The sequence below is a fragment of the Nostocoides vanveenii genome (assembly GCF_039531165.1).
Lineage (GTDB): Bacteria > Actinomycetota > Actinomycetes > Actinomycetales > Dermatophilaceae > Nostocoides_A > Nostocoides_A vanveenii.
This window is the reverse complement of sequence record NZ_BAAAPN010000056.1, coordinates 41,435-54,386: the sequence shown is the minus strand read 5'-3', so window position 1 is coordinate 54,386 and position 12,952 is coordinate 41,435. Positions and strand designations below refer to the sequence as shown.

Annotated in this window: 14 protein-coding genes and 1 pseudogene; 3 read left to right on the top strand and 12 right to left on the bottom strand. The window is 70.9% G+C overall.

Annotated elements, in window-relative coordinates; all coding sequences use genetic code 11:
- The first annotated feature begins 16 nt into the window (after window positions 1–16).
- Complete coding sequence (locus tag ABD209_RS12600; protein ID WP_344066890.1) at window positions 17–418, top strand: thiol-disulfide oxidoreductase DCC family protein; 402 nt, start codon at window positions 17–19, stop codon at window positions 416–418.
- A 177-nt stretch (window positions 419–595) separates the two neighbouring features.
- On the opposite strand, the gene ABD209_RS12595 is transcribed toward ABD209_RS12600, so the two are convergent.
- The 11 genes and pseudogenes from ABD209_RS12595 to ABD209_RS12550 form a co-directional block, all read right to left on the bottom strand.
- On the bottom strand, window positions 596–907 hold the full coding sequence (locus tag ABD209_RS12595; RefSeq protein WP_344066887.1) for an aminoglycoside adenylyltransferase domain-containing protein: 312 nt from the start codon (window positions 905–907) through the stop codon (window positions 596–598).
- Entirely contained in the window at window positions 901–1,164 is a 264-nt protein-coding gene (locus ABD209_RS12590) for a hypothetical protein (RefSeq protein ID WP_344066884.1), read from the bottom strand. The genes ABD209_RS12595 and ABD209_RS12590 overlap by 7 nt, the downstream gene beginning before the upstream one ends.
- Window positions 1,165–1,167: 3 nt before the next feature.
- Window positions 1,168–1,257, bottom strand: a pseudogene (locus ABD209_RS19845) (hypothetical protein); the annotation flags it as partial.
- Window positions 1,258–1,392: 135 nt separating this feature from the next.
- Window positions 1,393–2,313 carry a hypothetical protein gene (locus ABD209_RS12585; RefSeq protein WP_344066881.1) on the bottom strand — a complete coding sequence of 307 codons (921 nt, stop codon included), beginning with the start codon at window positions 2,311–2,313 and terminating at the stop codon, window positions 1,393–1,395.
- Entirely contained in the window at window positions 2,310–2,777 is a 468-nt protein-coding gene (locus ABD209_RS12580) for a hypothetical protein (RefSeq protein ID WP_324387954.1), read from the bottom strand. Before ABD209_RS12580 ends, ABD209_RS12585 begins: the two co-directional genes overlap by 4 nt.
- A 151-nt stretch (window positions 2,778–2,928) precedes the next feature.
- Window positions 2,929–4,128 carry a signal recognition particle-docking protein FtsY gene (gene ftsY, locus ABD209_RS12575; protein WP_344066984.1) on the bottom strand — a complete coding sequence of 400 codons (1,200 nt, stop codon included), beginning with the start codon at window positions 4,126–4,128 and terminating at the stop codon, window positions 2,929–2,931.
- Between the two features lie 63 nt (window positions 4,129–4,191).
- Entirely contained in the window at window positions 4,192–4,434 is a 243-nt protein-coding gene (locus ABD209_RS12570; protein WP_344066878.1) for a hypothetical protein, read from the bottom strand.
- A gap of 210 nt (window positions 4,435–4,644) precedes the next feature.
- Window positions 4,645–5,091, bottom strand: coding sequence for a hypothetical protein (locus ABD209_RS12565; RefSeq protein ID WP_344066876.1), 447 nt, complete (start codon window positions 5,089–5,091; stop codon window positions 4,645–4,647).
- A 140-nt stretch (window positions 5,092–5,231) separates the two neighbouring features.
- On the bottom strand, window positions 5,232–8,786 hold the full coding sequence (smc, locus tag ABD209_RS12560; protein ID WP_344066874.1) for a chromosome segregation protein SMC: 3,555 nt from the start codon (window positions 8,784–8,786) through the stop codon (window positions 5,232–5,234).
- 106 nt (window positions 8,787–8,892) lie between these two features.
- Complete coding sequence (locus tag ABD209_RS12555) at window positions 8,893–9,195, bottom strand: chorismate mutase (protein ID WP_324388268.1); 303 nt, start codon at window positions 9,193–9,195, stop codon at window positions 8,893–8,895.
- A 35-nt stretch (window positions 9,196–9,230) separates the two neighbouring features.
- Window positions 9,231–9,524, bottom strand: coding sequence for an acylphosphatase (locus ABD209_RS12550; RefSeq protein WP_324388270.1), 294 nt, complete (start codon window positions 9,522–9,524; stop codon window positions 9,231–9,233).
- A 110-nt stretch (window positions 9,525–9,634) separates the two neighbouring features.
- Between ABD209_RS12550 and ABD209_RS12545 the strand changes: the two genes are divergently transcribed.
- Window positions 9,635–11,545 carry an acyltransferase family protein gene (locus ABD209_RS12545; RefSeq protein WP_344066870.1) on the top strand — a complete coding sequence of 637 codons (1,911 nt, stop codon included), beginning with the start codon at window positions 9,635–9,637 and terminating at the stop codon, window positions 11,543–11,545.
- Between the two features lie 171 nt (window positions 11,546–11,716).
- Window positions 11,717–11,947, top strand: a complete 231-nt coding sequence (locus ABD209_RS12540; RefSeq protein ID WP_344066867.1) for a PIN domain-containing protein — start codon at window positions 11,717–11,719, stop codon at window positions 11,945–11,947.
- A 139-nt stretch (window positions 11,948–12,086) separates the two neighbouring features.
- Here ABD209_RS12540 and mutM read toward each other — a convergent pair whose 3' ends face one another.
- Window positions 12,087–12,950, bottom strand: a complete 864-nt coding sequence (gene mutM, locus ABD209_RS12535) for a bifunctional DNA-formamidopyrimidine glycosylase/DNA-(apurinic or apyrimidinic site) lyase (protein ID WP_344066864.1) — start codon at window positions 12,948–12,950, stop codon at window positions 12,087–12,089.
- Between the last annotated feature and the right edge of the window lie 2 nt (window positions 12,951–12,952).

Sequence of the window (12,952 nt, the reverse complement as noted above, 5' to 3'; positions counted from 1 at the left end):
GTGGGAGAATGGCGGGATGAGCACGCGCGTTCCCACCCTGGTCTTCGACGGTGACTGCGGCATGTGCACCACGCTTGCGGGCGTCGTGGAGCGGTATGTCCGCGCGTCCGAGAGCGACTTCGTCGTCGCGCCCTGGCAGCGCCTGGACCTCACGACGCTGGGCCTAACGCCCCAGCAGTGCGAGGAGGCCTTGCAGTGGGTGCTGCCCAATGGCATGCAATACGCGGCCCAGGACGCCGTCGCAAAGGTCCTCTTGCGCGGCCACGTGTGGTGGCGGCCGTTCGGAGCGGTGCTGCTGCTGCCCGGGATCAACCAGGTGGCCGCAGTGGTCTATCGGTGGGTGGCCGCCAACCGGCATCGCCTGCCGGGTGGGACCCCGGCGTGCTCGCTCCCCGCTGCTCAGCGCAAGGCGAGCTGAGCGCCGACCGCGAGGCGGGCTGAACGCCGCCTAACGCCCGGTTCCACAGACGCCGCGCACTGGGGCCGCCTTTGCGTTCGTGGGCCTGGCAATTGCCCGGCGCCGACGAAAGAGCGGCCCGGGTCGTCGATCAGATCCGCCAGCCGCCCCGAGGAGCCGCGCGCCCCCGGCCGGGCATCAGCTCGCGGACTCGCGCAGCAGGACGGCGAGCCGGGCGCTGAGGGGCGCGGCCAGGTTTGGGTCCAGCGGCGCGCCGGTGGCCCGCGCCGCGCGCGCCGCGTTCAGGGTCGGCGCCAGGTCGGGCGCGGCATCGGCGAGAGCCGTTGCGCCGGCGGATTTGGACAGCCAGCGCCCGTCGGTGAGCAGAACGATCAGGCGGGCGATATTGAGGGCGCGATTGGTCGAGATGTCGTCGTCGCGGTCGTGCCACGCCTGCGACTCGGCCACGGCCGCTCGCAGCCGGGCAGCGGGGACGGGGAGGATCACCACGTCCGGCGCCGGTCCGTGCAGCGGGACACCGACCACGCGCGCCGCGGCAGATCGAGCACGGCCCACCACCCGGGGCCGTCGTCCGGGCCGAGGGCCAGCAGGTCATCCCGGCTCCGCCCGCCGTTGACATTGAGCGCGAAGCGGACCGGGTCGGCGAGATCGACCACGTCGGGCCGCGCATAGACGACGAACTCCAGCCCCACGGCTAGGCACTCGAGCGCCGGGTGACGGACCCGTTCGCCGCGTGTTCGGCGCAACGATTCCGGGTGCCGGGAACCCGTGACGGCCAGGACATCGAGGTCACTGGTCCCCGGCTCATAGGCCCCTTGCGCCGCGCTGCCGATCAGCCAGACCCGAGCAGGTCGTCCTCAAAGGCCGCCTGGACCTCGGCGCTGACCGCATCGAGACAGACCTGCACCTCCGCCCGGAGTTCTGCAAGCCGGGGTCCGCCCCTCTGGGCTCACCGGATGGAGGCAGCATGCGGCTCACCGTACGCCCCCGTCCGCTGCTGCCTCGGGCATTCGTTCGCCCGCTGCCGCCTCGCCGGCTGCCACCTCGCCCGCGACGACGCCGACCCGACCGGAGCGGCGGGTCAGCCACCAGGAACGGAAGCGATCGGCATACGTCTCTAGGGGCAGGAAGGCGAGCATCATCACCAGGTGCGGCCAGAAGGCGATGGTGATCGAGGCATAGGTCACGGCGTGAAAGGCGAACCAGCCCATCACCATGCGGCGACGCCACTTCTCCGGGACGACAAAGATCAGCGGCGAGCTCATCTCGGCGACGAACAACCCCCATTGCGTCAGGTGCAGCAACTCGGGGACGTCGAGCAGCCACTTCACCCACGGCGTCCCGCGGCGCACCACCGCGCGGGCCATGGTTGCGGAGTTGACCCACTCCCAGCCCCCGAAGCGCACCTTCGCCCAGGCCGAGAGGAAGTAGGTGGCAATCGCCGCAAGCTGCGCGGCCCGCAGCACGAAGCCGGCCGCCTCGCTCAGGCGCCGATCGCGCCAATAGGCGCTGCCGACCGTCGGCAGAAGGAGCAGCGCGACGACGAAGTCCCCGCGGTCGTGGTCGACCTTGCCATAGGCGTAGGCGACGTACATGTACCAGATCCAGCACACCGCCACGACGGTGCCGGCCAGGCGCGGAAGGCGGCCAGTCGCGGCGACGAGCGCCGCGGCGACCGACCCCCATTTGAGCGTCTGGACGAGCACGACGGTCGCCGCCGGCAGATGGAGAAGCTGCCCCAACCGCAAGGGTTCGTACCAGATCGGGTCGGCATAGCCGTGATACCAGCCGCTGGTCTGCAGCCAGAGCACGTCGATGACGACATAGAGATAGACGAGTGTGCGGAAGATCGCCAGCCGACCGAGCGGCATCGCGGTGAAGAGCCAGCGCGTCATGGCGCCGCCCATTCGGCGACGAGGTCGTCGCGGTACTCGCCGGTCGGGCCGCCGCCCTTGAGCGCATAGTTGCGGATCAGCACCCGTATGCCGATCCACGCCGCCTCGTGCGGGCGCAGCTTCGCGTGGCTCGCCGCGAGCGTGCCGAGCATGGCCGGGTCGCGCGCGATCCGGTCGAGATTGCCCTCCACCTCGGCGCGGTTGAGGCCGACACTGTCGGGGTTGATCGGCGCCTGCGCCCACATCTCGGGCGCATTGGCGGTGCGCACCTGGATAAAGGTCGAGCGGACCGCACCATTGGGCGAGGTGGATGTGGAGAACATCCGCCACGGTGAGAACGGCCACCAGTCATCGTCACCGACGGTGGTCCCGCCCAGGAAGAGGACGGTCATCGCGACCACCGCGGCGGCCCGCCAGGCCTTCGCCGCCGGCCGCAGCCGCTGGGTCTTGGCCGTCGGTGCCATCGGCGGGGTCCGACTCACCCGCCCCCGCGGCGGGGCCTGTCTGAGCGACCTACCCGACTTCTCCACAGCGTGCTCCCCCAATGTCCCGCGCAGTATGGCAGTTGGGTCCGACCAGGCGCCCCGCAGGCGCGCGGGGGCGGGTCGGGCAGGCTCAGGCCAGGATCGCGTCGACGAAGGCCTCGGGGTCGAAGGGCGCCAGGTCGTCCGGGCCCTCCCCCAGCCCGACCAGCTTGACCGGAACCCCGAGCTTGCGCTGGACGGCGACGACGATGCCGCCCTTGGCGGTTCCGTCGAGCTTGGTCAGCACGATGCCGGTGATGCCCACGACCTGGGCAAAGACCTCCGCCTGGCGCAGGCCGTTCTGGCCGGTCGTGGCGTCCAGGACGAGCAGGACCTCATCGATCGGTGACTGCTTCTCGACGACCCGCTTGATCTTGCCGAGCTCGTCCATCAGGTTGGCCTTGTTGTGCAGGCGACCGGCGGTGTCGAGCAGGACGACATCGGCTTCGAGTTCGATGCCGGCCTTGACCGCGTCGAAGGCGACGGCCGCGGGGTCGGCGCCGTCCTTGTGCGAGCGGACCGTGGGCACGCCCACGCGCGCCCCCCAGGTCTCGAGCTGGTCGGCGGCGGCAGCCCGGAAGGTGTCGGCCGCACCGAGCAGCACGTCCTTGTCCTCGGCGACCAGCACGCGGGCGAGCTTGCCGACGGTGGTGGTCTTCCCGGTGCCATTGACGCCGACGACCAGGACGACCGCGGGCCGGCCGTCGACGCGGGCAGAGGCGAGCGCGCGATTCATACCGGGGTCGACGAGGCGCAGCAGGTCGGTGCGCAACCAGCCGCGCACGGTCGCCTCGTCCGAGGTGCCGTGCACCTTGACCTCGGTGCGTAGTTGCTCGACGAGTTCATTGGTCGCGTCGATGCCCAGGTCGGCGGCGAGCAGGGTGTCCTCGACCTCTTCCCAGGCCGCGTCGTCCAGGCCGCCTCTGGTGAGAAGGGCGAGCAGGCCCTTGCCGAGGGCGGTGTTGGACCGCGCCAGCCGCGCCCGCAGGCGCTGGAGGCGGCCGACGGCCGTTTCCGGGCGTTCGAGGGTCGGGGTGACCGGCTCCTCGAGCAGGACATCGCTCTCGTCGGTCTCTGGAGGCGTGCCGCGCGGGGGCAGCGTATCCACGCCGCCCCCAGGATCCGCGGGGGTCGGCTGCGCCGGAATGGGCTGGGTCGGAGGAGGTGTGGACGTCGGCGGAAGGGTCGGGGTGCGGCCGCGCCGGCCCGGGCGCAGGAACCCGACCACCAGGCCGACGAGGACGACGGCGAGGGCGCCCGCGATGACGAGCCATTCCCACAACTGATCGATCACGCGTTCACCTTTTCATGGTCGTCTGGCCAGCGATCCGCTCGGCAGCCGGCGAGGTGCGGGTCAGGCCTTGGTCTCGCCGGTGGCCTTGGTGTCGCTGGATCGGATCCTGGCGGCCGCGCTGGCAACCACTTCGCCGGTGCGCGCGGCAGCCGCGTCGGTCCCTGCCTTCACCTTCTGAGCGACCTCTTCGCCCCGCGGAGTGAGCACGATGCGCCCCTCGCGGCGCGCCGGCACGACAACGAGTGCAAGCACGAGAAGGGAGACCAGGACGGCGATCAGGACCGGGATCAGGACGATCAGCATGATGTCAAGGGTCTCAAACGGCATATGGGCGGCCCAAATCGACACGCGTCGCCGGCGCCGCGGCATCGTCGCCTGCCGGGCGCGTCCGCATCACAGAGGACCGACGACGTATGCCGTCCGGCCACCCCTCCTTCCCGGCGTCGGCCACCCGCCGGACGCGAAAAGGCCCGCCCGGCGAGTGCCGGACGGGCCCGTTCGCGACGCGATAGGTCAGACGGTGATGCCGTGGCGTGCCGGCACGAAGCGCACCTGGGCACTGAAGAACGTGCGGGTCTGGCCGTTCGAGACGATGGTGAAGGTGGCGGCCGTCCGCCAGACGCCCGGCGAGGCCGGGTTGGTGTCCGGGAACTGGACGTTGCGGTAGCCGACGTAGGCGGTCTTGACGGTCGGGTAGCCCTGGTTGCGCCAGATGCCGTTGACCTGCTTCTGCAGGGTGACCGAGCCGCGGATCAAGACGGTACCACCGGCGCAGTAGATGACGCCCGCGCCCTTGGCGGTGCTGCCGACGCCGCCGACGATGAACGGCTTGTTGGCCTTGCCGTAGCAGGTCGCCGGAGCCTGAGCCCCCGCCGGAGCCGCGTTGGCGGCGGTGGGCAGCCCGGCAGCGAGCATGCCGGCCGCGGCGACACCGATGGCGGCGCGCTTGAACGTGTTCATGAGATTCCCCTCTCTCACCCCAGCCCAGTGCTGGGGCTCGGGCACCGAGGCTAGTCACGACCCCGGGGGGCAGTACAACTTGGGAGCCCGCCTTCATACGGCGGGTTTCCGACACACCTGGAAGCGTCGGATGGACGCCGTCACTCCGCGTCGGCGCCGGTCCGCATTCGCTGCGAGACCACGGCCGTCACGCCGTCGCCGCGCATCGAGACGCCGTAGAGGGCGTCGGCGACCTCCATCGTGCGCTTCTGGTGGGTGATGACGATCAACTGGCTCGAGGCGCGCAATTCGTCAAATAGCGTGATCAGACGCCCGAGGTTGGTGTCGTCGAGGGCGGCCTCGACCTCGTCCATGATGTAGAACGGGCTCGGCCGGGCCTTGAAGATCGCGACCAGAAGAGCCACCGCGACGAGCGAGCGTTCGCCACCGGAGAGCAACGACAGGCGCTTGATCTTCTTGCCGGGCGGACGCGCCTCGACTTCGATCCCGGTGGTCAGCATGTCCGAGGGGTCGGTCAACGACAGCCGGCCCTCACCGCCCGGGAAGAGCCGGGCGAAAACCCGCTCGAACTGCTCCGCCGTGTCGTGGTAGGCCGCTGTGAAGACCTCCTCGACCCGCTGGTCGACCTCACGCACGATGTCGAGCAGGTCGCGTTTGGAGGCCTTGAGATCCTCCATCTGCTTGGTCAAGAACCCGTGCCGCTCCTCCAGTGCCGCGAACTCCTCCAGTGCCAGCGGGTTGATCCGCCCCAGTTCGCGTAGGCCGCGGTCGGCACGCCGCAACCGCTTCTCCTGCTCCTCGCGGACGTATGCCAGCGGGGCCACCGGCTCGGCCCCGTCTGGCACGAAGACGGGCACGAGGTGATGCGGGCCGAAGTCCTCGACGAGCACGTCCGGGTCGATGCCGAGTTCGTCGACGGCCTTGGCGCGCAGTTGCTCCACCCGAGCCTGCTGGGCGGCGCGGGCCACCTCGTCGCGGTGGACCTCGTCGGTCAGCGCGGCCAACTCGTCCTGAGCGCTCGCCTGCGCGGCGCGCAGCTCGCTCAGCCGCAGGTCGCGGGCGGCCCGCTCGGCGTCCCCGGCGGCCACGTCCGACCCCGCAAGGTCGGTGGCCGCGGCGAGGCGAGCCACGGCATACGTGCTGGCAACGGCGACGCTCTGGGCGACCTCGGCCTCCTTGGCGCGGCGCTCGCGGCGGGCCTGGAGGCGCTGGCGGGCGGCGAGTTCGTTGCGGGCAGCACCTTCGAGGGAGGCCGCCCGGCCGCTGAGGGCGCGAGCGCGTTCCTCCTTGGTGCGCAGCTGCAGGCGAGCGTCGGTCTCGGCGGCCCGCGCCGCACTGGCAGCAGCCACCAACTCGGCGGTGCGGTCGGGCACCTCGGCATCGTCCGCCGCCGGTTCGACGCGGGCTGCGTCATAGCGCTCGGTGAGTTCGGCGAGGGCGACCCGTTCGGTCTCGATTGCGGATCGCGCCTGGTCACGAGCCTTTTCGAGACGCTCGGCCTCGGCGCGGGCAGCGCGCGCGGCGCTGCCGAGGGCGCCGAGCCGCTCGGCGACCGCCGCCATCCGGGCATCCGATTCGTGCAAGCGCTCCAGGTGGCTCTGGGCGGCTTGGGTGGCCTCACGGACGGCCTCGCGGGCGCCGGCCAGCCGGAAGCGCGCCTCCTCGGCGCGTCGGGTCACTTCACTGAGGCGCCCTTCGGTCTCATCGACCGCGGCCTGCACCTCGATCAAGCTCGGCGCGTCGGCGCTGCCGCCGCTGACCAGCGCCGCGGTGAAGACATCACCGTCGGCGGTGACCGCCGTCAGCTCCGGCCGCTCGGCGACGAGCCGGGCCGCGTCATCGGCGGACGGCACCAGCGCGACGCGGTCGAGAATGGCGGACAGCGCGGGGATCAGGTCGTCGGGAGCGGTGAGCGCGTCGACCGCCCATCGGGCCTGCGTCGGCAACGCCGGCCAGGAGGCGCGATCGGGCGGGTGCGCGCCACTGACCAGCAGGCTTGCGCGCCCGGCCGCATCGGCACGCAGACTCGCCAGCGCATCCACAGCGATGTCGACCCCGGCAGCGATGAGCGCCTCTGCAGCTCCACCCAGTGCGGCGGCGACGGCGACCTCGTCGCCGGGGTGGACCCGGACCTGGGTCGTGAGCGCGGCGCCCAAGCCGGGCCGGGGCACGCCCGCTAGCAGGTGCGCAGCGCCGTTCTTGCGACGCAAGCTCAAGCGCAGCGCGTCCAACCGGGCGGAGAGGGCGCCGCGCTCGCGATCGGCGACGCGCCCGGCCTCGGTCCATCGCTCCAACTCGGCCTCTGCCTGCGCCTGCCGCTCCGCGGACTTCTCGTATGCCGCGTCGAGCCCCTCCTCGCCCTCCTCCTCAGCAGCGATTCCGGCCTCGAGCGCCGCGAACTCCTGCTGGGCAGCGGTGGCCCGCTGGGCGGACGCCGCGGCGGCATCGGTCAGCCGACCCCTCTCACCCTCGGCCGCCTCGATCCGGCTGGTGCGTGCTGCGACCTGGCCGGCAAGTTTGGCCAGGCCTTCACGGCGGTCCGCGGCGGCGCGGGCGAGCGCGGCGACGCGCTTCTGCTCCGCCAGTGCCGCCCCCTCCGCGATCTCACGCGCGGCCACCGAATCGGTGAGAGCGGCCGCCGCGACCCCCACGTCGGCCGCCAGAGCTTCCTCCTGCTGCCGAGCCGCGCGCGCCTGCTCCATCAGTTCCTCGGGATCGCGACCGGTGGTGGTCTCCACCTCGTCGTCGCTGCGCAGCAGTCGCAGGCGCTCGGCGGCCAGGGAGTCGATGCTGTCGAGACGTTCGCGCACGCTGCGCAGCGCGACATACCGTTCGCGGGCCGATGTGAGGGCCGGCGCCGCCAGCGCGACGGCCGCCTCGAGATCGGCCACAGCAGCCCGGGCGGCCGCGACGGCGCCCTCGAACTCGGCCCGGCGGCGCACCAGGGCGGTCTCGTCGGCGACATCTTGCTCCATGGTCGCCAGCAGCTGCGCGAGTTCGTCGGCGAGCAGCCGCAGGCGGGCATCCCGGGCGTCGGCCTGGATGATGGCGGCCTTGCGGGCGGCCTCGGCCTGGCGACCGAGCGGGCCGAGTTGACGCCGGATTTCGCTGGTCAGGTCGGCAACGCGGGTGAGATTTGCCTCCATCGTCTCCAGCTTGCGCAGCGCGCGTTCCTTGCGCTTGCGGTGCTTCAGGACACCGGCCGCCTCCTCGATGAAGCCGCGGCGCTCCTCCGGAGTGGCCCGAAGCACGGTGTCCAGTTGACCCTGGCCGACGATGACGTGCATCTCGCGACCGATGCCGGAGTCGGAGAGCAGCTCCTGGACATCGAGCAGCCGGCAGGACGTGCCATTGATCGCGTATTCCGAACCGCCGCCGCGAAACATCGTCCGGGCGATCGTCACCTCGGTGTAGTCGATCGGGAGCGCACCGTCGCTGTTGTCGATGGTCAGGGCGACTTCGGCCCGCCCCAGGGGCGCCCGGCCGGCGGTGCCGGCGAAGATGACGTCCTCCATCTTGCCGCCGCGCAGGGACTTGGCGCCTTGCTCCCCCATCACCCAGGCCAGGGCGTCGACGACATTGGACTTGCCGGAGCCGTTGGGGCCGACGATCGCGGTGACGCCCGGCTCGAGCCGGAAGGTCGTGGCCGAGGCAAACGACTTGAACCCCTTGAGGGTCAATGTCTTCAGATGCATACGGCGCGTCGTCAGCTCTCGGTCAGGCGGCGGCGTCACGGGCGTCGCCGGATCCGGCCTCCCCGGAACGCCGCAGACTCTACCCGCGGGCCCCGACAGGCCCCGGTCAGGCGCGCGGGTCGACCCCGGCAATCGCCTCGTGGTGGCGGATGACCTCGGCAATGATGAAGTTCAGGAACTTCTCCGCGAAATGCGGGTCGAGGCCGGCGTCGTGGGCGAGGGCCCGCAGGCGCGCGATCTGACGCTCCTCGCGCGCGGGGTCGGCGGGCGGCATACCGGACCGGGCCTTGAGCTCACCAACCTGCTGGGTGGCCTTGAAGCGCTCGGCGAGCAGATGGACGAGAGCGGCGTCGATATTGTCGATGCTCGATCGCAGACGCAGCAGTTCGGCCGGCGCATCCCCTGTCATGCGCGGCAATTTAGGTCATCGGCGTGGACGCCGACTCAGCGTTCCACGAAGCCCGTATAGCGCCCGGTCGCCTCCCGCCACACCGGCTCGGCGACTGCGGTGACCCGGCCCGGGCGACGGGTGGTGCTGGGGAACTCGGTCAGCAGGGCGATCAGGTCCTCGAGGGCGGCGCGCTCCCCCTCGGCGCAGATCTCCACCCGGCCATCGTCGGTGTTGCGGGCATATCCGGCCAGGCCGAGTTCAAGCGCCCGAGCCCGGGTCCACCAGCGGAATCCGACGCCCTGGACCCGCCCGCGGACATAGGTCACCACACGCTCGTCGCCGCTCATTCAGCCACCGTATGCCGCGCCACTCCCGCGTGCCTCCCCCGGGCTGTCGGTGGTCATCTTTACGGTGGGCACGAGTTGATCTATCGAGCGAGTTGTCCGCAGGAGGTGTCGTGAGTCAGGTGATCGTCACGCCGTCGAGCGCTTCGGCCGTGGCTACGGTTCAGGCGCCCGCCGCGACGTCTGCGGTTGTCCCCAGCCGTGCCGCCAGCGCCGCGCGCCTCGCCGGGCTCGACGGACTGCGCACGATCGCCATCGCCGCTGTCGTGATCTTCCACCTCAACCCGGCCTGGCTGCCCGGCGGCTTCCTGGGCGTCGATATCTTCTTCGTCGTCTCGGGCTTCTTGATCACCACCTTGCTCGTGCGCGAGCAGGCGCGGACCGGCACGGTGGACTTCGCCGGCTTCTGGGGCCGGCGCGCGCGCCGCCTTCTTCCTGCGCTGCTGCTGTGCCTGCCGCTGAGCATCGTGCTCGCCCAGCTGGTCCAGACCGACCTGCTCGTCGGCATCGGCCGCGAGGTGCTCGGCGCACTGACCTTCTCCTACAACTGGGTCCAGATCGCCGCTGGAGCCGACTACTTCGCGTCCACGACGCCGCAGTTGTTCACCAACTTGTGGTCGCTGGCCGTCGAGGAGCAGTTCTACCTTGGGTGGCCGCTGACGACCTGGCTGCTGCTGCGCCATGTCCCCTCGGTGCGCGCGCGCATCGCTGTTCCGCTGACGCTGGGGGCGGCCTCCGCGCTGTGGATGGGCGTCCACTTCGATCCCGACCTGGGGGCCACGCGGGTCTACTACGGCACCGACACCCACGTCGTCGGGCTGATGCTGGGCGCTGCCTTGGCCTTCTGGTTCGCCGGCCCGGGTCGCGCCACCCTGGCCGGGCCGCGCTGGGCGGCGATCCGGCGCCCGGGCACGCTCGCCGCGGGCGCCGTGCTCGCGGGGCTGATGTGGTGGCTCGACGAGAGCCGCTCGTTCACCTTCCGCGGCGGCCTGGCCCTGGCCACGCTCGCCACCGTCGTGCTTGTCGCCAGCGCGGTGAGCGGCGGCCGGTTCAGCCAGGCCCTCGACCTGCCCGCCACGCGCTGGGTGGGCGAGCGCTCCTATGGCATCTACTTGTGGCACTGGCCGGTCATCCTGATCGTCAACGCGGACAATCCGAGTGTGCCTGGGGCACCGGGCTTCCTGTGGTCGCGCGCCTGGTGCGTCGTGGTGACGTTGGCGCTGGCCGATCTGTCCTACCGCTTCGTGGAGTCGCCCATCCGCCGACTCGGCTGGCGTGGCGCCTGGTCGCGGCTCGGCACCGTCACAATCGGGCGCGGCACATCCGTGCAACGGGGGGTGGCCGCAGCGGCCGCTGCCGCCGTGCTCGCCACCCTGGCGATCGTGGCGACCGCACCGGCGCAGACCTCGACGCAAAGGCTCATCGAGGCCCAGGAGAAGGCGGCCACGCGGACCCCCTCAACGGCGGCGAGCCCCAGGATCGTGCTGGACGCCGGTTTCACGATGCCCAAGGGCTCCCAGATCGACGCCTACGGCGACTCGATGATGGTCGGCAGCGTCCCGGCGCTGCGCTACTACTTCCCCGGGATCCGGATCGACGCGAAGTCCAACCGTCGATGGTCGGCTGGCCTAGCGGCGATCATGGCCTCCGGGCATGACATCCGGCGCGGGGTGATCCTCTCCTTCGGCACCAACGCCGGTGTCGACGAGACAGACCTGCGCGCGATCCTGAACCGGCTGGGGCCCAAGCGCATGGTTGTCCTGGTCAATATCCACCTGAACATGGCGCGCACCGCCCGCGACAACGCCACGCTCGCGCGGGTGGCCGGCGACTATGCCAATGTCATCGTCGCCGACTGGAATGGCGCGCTCGCGCGCGCCACAGGCGCCCTCCAGCCCGACGGCATCCACCCGAGCATGACCGGACAACACGTCTATGCCGCCACGATCCGGCAGGCCTTCGCGGACTTGTCCGAACGGCATACGGGCAAGGCCGTCAAGCTCAAGAAGCTCCCCATCCCCTGACCCGTCGAGAGGGCAACCCAACCCCGTCCAGCGGGCAACCCAGCCCCGTCGTGTGAACACGACGTCGGAGTTGCGGTCCCAACTGGTCGATATTTGTAGAAATTTTGTTCCGGTTACGTCCAGGATCCTGCGCACCGAGTTGACCCGGTTCTTCCCCGCGAGGGCCTGCCGGTGATCCGGCGTGACGAGATCCTCGACGTTCTGGCCCTGGTGCCAGTGACCGAGGGCGTGCTGGCCGCATCCGAGGCGATCGAGCCGCAGGTCAAGACCCTGGACGCGATCCATCTGGGCTCGGTGATCGCCTCCGGGCTCGACGCGACCATCGTCAGCCATGACGCGGGCATGATCGCCGCCGCAACCGCGCTGGGCTATCGCACCCTTGACCCCGTCAACGAGCCTTGAGGCACTGCCGCTCGAGACGGATGCCTCAGGGTCCTATCAAGGATTTCGACCAGGTGAGCGACTTGACCTTGATCAACCCCTTCGACCACCCCTGAGATGCGAGCCATGCGCACGGAAGCGGCCTTGGACGAAGAACTGGCTACCTCGTTGTCTGGGGCCGCTTCTGGCAGTGGGGACAGGAGTAGGACGAGCGGTTCATGAAGTGCTCGCGCCGGATCGGCGTCCCGCAGCGACGGCACGGCTGCCCTTCCCGGCCGTATGCCTGCAGCGACCGGGAGAAGTAGCCCGACTCACCGTTGACGTTGACATACAGGCTGTCGAAGCTGGTCCCGCCCTCGCCGAGGGCGTCGGTCATCACCGTGCGGGCGTGATCGAGCAACCGCACGACGGCGGGCTTGGTCAGCCGCTCCCCCGGGCGCTCGCCGTGAATCCGCGCCCGCCAGAGCGCCTCGTCGGCATAGATATTGCCGATCCCCGAGACGATCGTCTGGTCCAGCAATTGCCGCTTGATCCCCGACGCCCGGCCCACGATCCGCCGGGCCACGGCGAGCGGGTCGAACTCCGGGTCGAAAGGATCCCGCGCGATATGCGCTACGGGCAGCGGGATCCCGTCGGCGTTGCGCTCGACGAGCGCAAGGCCGCGGAAGGTGCGCTGGTCGACGAAATGCAACTCCAGCGGTTCGCGCGTGGCATCCGGGGCGAAGGTGAAGCGTGCGTGCAGATGCTTGGGGTCCGGCGCGCCCGGGGGCGCGAGCAGCAACTGCCCGCTCATCCCCAGGTGCACCACCAAGGCGTCGTCGCCGACGACCAGCCACAGATACTTCCCGCGCCGGCGCGCCTCGGTGATGACCCGGCCGGTCAGCCGGTCGGCGAAATCCGCCGGTCCGGGCGCATGACGGCGAAGCACGCGCGCGCCAAACGTGGTGGTGGCGGCGATTTCCCGGCCGAGGACGTGCGCGGCGACGCCGCGGCGAACGACCTCGACCTCGGGGAGTTCGGGCATGA

What these genes read in the sequence shown, in the direction of transcription:
- ABD209_RS12600 (WP_344066890.1), top strand. Translation starts at nt 17, where the DNA reads ATGAGCACGCGCGTTCCCACCCTGGTCTTCGACGGTGACTGCGGCATG.
- ABD209_RS12585 (WP_344066881.1), bottom strand. Translation starts at nt 2,313, where the DNA reads ATGACGCGCTGGCTCTTCACCGCGATGCCGCTCGGTCGGCTGGCGATC.
- ABD209_RS12580 (WP_324387954.1), bottom strand. Translation starts at nt 2,777, where the DNA reads ATGGCACCGACGGCCAAGACCCAGCGGCTGCGGCCGGCGGCGAAGGCC.
- ABD209_RS12570 (WP_344066878.1), bottom strand. Translation starts at nt 4,434, where the DNA reads ATGCTGATCGTCCTGATCCCGGTCCTGATCGCCGTCCTGGTCTCCCTT.
- ABD209_RS12565 (WP_344066876.1), bottom strand. Translation starts at nt 5,091, where the DNA reads ATGAACACGTTCAAGCGCGCCGCCATCGGTGTCGCCGCGGCCGGCATG.
- smc (WP_344066874.1), bottom strand. Translation starts at nt 8,786, where the DNA reads ATGCATCTGAAGACATTGACCCTCAAGGGGTTCAAGTCGTTTGCCTCG.
- ABD209_RS12555 (WP_324388268.1), bottom strand. Translation starts at nt 9,195, where the DNA reads ATGACAGGGGATGCGCCGGCCGAACTGCTGCGTCTGCGATCGAGCATC.
- ABD209_RS12550 (WP_324388270.1), bottom strand. Translation starts at nt 9,524, where the DNA reads ATGAGCGGCGACGAGCGTGTGGTGACCTATGTCCGCGGGCGGGTCCAG.
- mutM (WP_344066864.1), bottom strand. Translation starts at nt 12,950, where the DNA reads ATGCCCGAACTCCCCGAGGTCGAGGTCGTTCGCCGCGGCGTCGCCGCG.